The sequence below is a fragment of the Halochromatium glycolicum genome, from assembly GCF_016584085.1.
GTDB classification, from domain to species: domain Bacteria; phylum Pseudomonadota; class Gammaproteobacteria; order Chromatiales; family Chromatiaceae; genus Lamprobacter; species Lamprobacter glycolicus.
Genome location: NZ_NRSJ01000096.1, coordinates 1 through 2,839, shown reverse-complemented (window position 1 = coordinate 2,839; position 2,839 = coordinate 1). Strand labels below are relative to the sequence as shown.

Below are 2,839 nucleotides of genomic sequence, written 5' to 3'. Positions count from 1 at the left end.
GCGGCCCGGCCGCGGTCAATGCCGGCTGTAAGCAGTGCCACGGCAGCGAGCTCGAGTTCATCACCGAGGGCCGCAGCAAGGACAAGGGCCGGCCCAAGCCCGGCACCTGGCCCAACACCGGGATCGGCCGCATCAATCCGGACGGCAGCCTCGGTTCCTGCACTGCCTGCCATGGCCGGCATCGTTTCAGCAAGGCACAGGCGCGCACGCCGGACACCTGCGGCAAGTGCCATGTCGGCCCCGACCATCCGCAGATCGAGGTCTACAACGAGTCCAAGCACGGCATCATCTACCGCGCCAAGGTCGATGAGATGAACCTGGAGTCGGACAAATGGGTCGCCGGCATCGACTACTCCGCCGCCCCGACCTGCGCGACCTGCCATATGAGCGCGGCGCCGCACGAGGGCTCGACCCACAACGTCGGCGAGCGCATCTCCTGGACCCTGCGGCCACCGATCTCGACCAAGATCAACCTGGTCAAGCTCGAGGACGGCAACGAGTTCGATGTCCCCGAGGGCGAGCCGATCCCGCAGGTGGGCGATGCGGCCAAGGGTTCGACCGTGGTCGAGGTGCTGACCTGGGAGGACCGCCGCGCGAAGATGGAGGACGTCTGCTATGCCTGTCACGAGAAGAGCGTGATCGATGGTCACTACGCGCAGTTCGACAATGTCGTCGAGCTCTACAACGAGAAGTTCGCCAAGCCGATCGCCGCGGCAATGGACGATCTCAAGCAGGACGGCTACATCACGAGCGCCCCGTTCGATGACAAGATCGAATGGACCTGGTGGGAGATCTGGCACCACGAGGGCCGCCGCGCCCGGCACGGCGCTTCGATGAGCGGCCCGGACTACACCTGGTGGCATGGCATCTACGATGTCGCCAAGCATGCCTACTTCAAATGGATTCCGGAGCTGAAAGAGGTCGTGATCAAGAAAGACGGCAACGACGACTATGCGGTCGCCTTGCTCGAGAAGCACTTCAAGCCGATCGAGGGCCACAACTGGTACTTCACCGGGATGGGCAAGGAGCAGATCGAGAAGGTGCGCAAGGCGTTCGAGGCGCGTTATGGCGAGGGCGCGTTGAAATAGCGCCGGCGACGACGGCTGATCTCGATCAGGGCGCTGCGATTTAGCCCTGCACGCGCGTTGAAATAGCGCCGGCGACGGCCCCCGCTCGTCGGGGGTCTCATCCCCGCTGCGACAGCCGGGCGGCCGATCGCACCGCCCGGGGCGCTGCGGCGGGTCGGGCACCACCGTCTCAGCCGCAAGACCCAGGATGACCATGCTGAACACACCCTGAGACCCATCACCGCGCTGGCCACGGCCCTGCTCGGCCGCGCTCAGCGCCGCCGAGCTCTCCGCGCCTCGGCCAACGCACCCATCAGTCGCAGCGAGGAACGGCTCGCCGCGCAGGACATCGACGCCGCCATCACCAGCTTGACCCAGGCCGTCGAAGCGACCCCCGACTCCGGCCTGGCACGCATCCGGCTCGGTAGCGCCGCAAACATCCCTGATCTCGGCTTGCCCGGGCCGCAGCCGCTGCCGCGCGTCCAGCGGCATTCGGCTCCGATCCATATCCAACGCCACCATTGACTGTCCCAAGTCAACGCGCATCGGTTGAATCGAATTAACCGTTTGACGACACTTCCACTCGTTCCACTGCACTTCACCGGCGTAACCAGGAGAGCACGCCGTGTCCCCTCCCCCGTTACCTCTGATCACCGCCTGGCTCCTACCGCCGCGACGAAGTTCCCCGTCCGCTGCGCGCAAAGCCGGCGAGCTTGCTCCGCACTCCCTTACGATCCCACAAGCCCAGGTATCGATCTCAGCCTCAGGGCCGTCTCGACTCGCAGGGCGACGACGGGTCACCAACAGAAACGGCCACCTTTGGACGAGCGTTCGGGGTAGGCATTGAGCCGGTCCAGTATTGTGCTAGGCTGGCTCCAGGGTAGCACGCCACATACAGTCTGCTGCCTAGTTAACTGTTAGGTGCTAGAGGGATTCAAGCAATGACTTACGTTCTGATACCCGGCGCATGGGCGGGCCGATGGATCTGGGATGCGGTAGCAACCAAACTCCGACAGTTTGGACACACGGTTTATCAATTGACGCTTCCTGGCCTCGGGAGGGATGAGGATCCCAGAGAGATTGATCTCTCCACTCACGTCAGTGCTGTTATTGACTTCCTTGAGTCTAGTGACCTGAAGGGGGTGATCCTGGTCGGCCACAGCTATTCAGGCATCATTGTTGGTCAAGTATCAACACGCATGCAGCAACGCGTTGCTCATTCCATCTTCATCGAAGCCTTTCTACCCGTAGACGGGAAATCCCTACTTGAGGTGTCGGGACTCGATCTGGCTCATGAAGAAGGAGTTATAGAGGAAAATGAAGGGTATTGGCCCGCTCCAACCCTGGAAGAGCTCAAGGGTCAACCACATCTCTCGGAGGAGTTGACCCGTCTATTGGTTTCTAAGCAAAAGCACCATCCCGGAAAGACCGTAACTGATCAAGCTACACTCGCCCGGCCGCTGACGATGCTCCGTGCCACGTTTATCTCGGAACAGGGGTGGCTGAGTTCATCACCAGAGGCTGATCTCATTGAAACACTTCGCAACCACGGTAATTGGGATTTCAGGACAATCGAAGGCGGTCATTGGCCCATGCTGACCATACCTAACGAACTCTCGACACTTTTGCATGAAGTCTGCACCTAAATCGGGTAAGGGCGGGTGTTTAGCCCGCCCTCCCCACACCACCTAGCATGCGGGTCCGCACTAGGCGATTCACAAGAAGGGAGCACACGACGCTTTAGGCATAGCCATGCGCTTTCATCCACTGAT

At 61.5% G+C, this 2,839-nt stretch carries 3 protein-coding genes; all 3 read left to right on the top strand.

The features are described from left to right. A partial coding sequence (locus tag CKO40_RS23500; protein ID WP_200348884.1) for a multiheme c-type cytochrome occupies positions 1–1,088 on the top strand: 1,088 nt, incomplete at its 5' end. A gap of 348 nt (positions 1,089–1,436) precedes the next feature. After that, complete coding sequence (locus CKO40_RS23975) at positions 1,437–1,592, top strand: hypothetical protein (protein WP_207173834.1); 156 nt, start codon at positions 1,437–1,439, stop codon at positions 1,590–1,592. Positions 1,593–2,008: 416 nt separating this feature from the next. Further along, positions 2,009–2,713, top strand: a complete 705-nt coding sequence (locus CKO40_RS23495; protein ID WP_200348883.1) for an alpha/beta fold hydrolase — start codon at positions 2,009–2,011, stop codon at positions 2,711–2,713. Positions 2,714–2,839 lie beyond the last annotated feature (126 nt).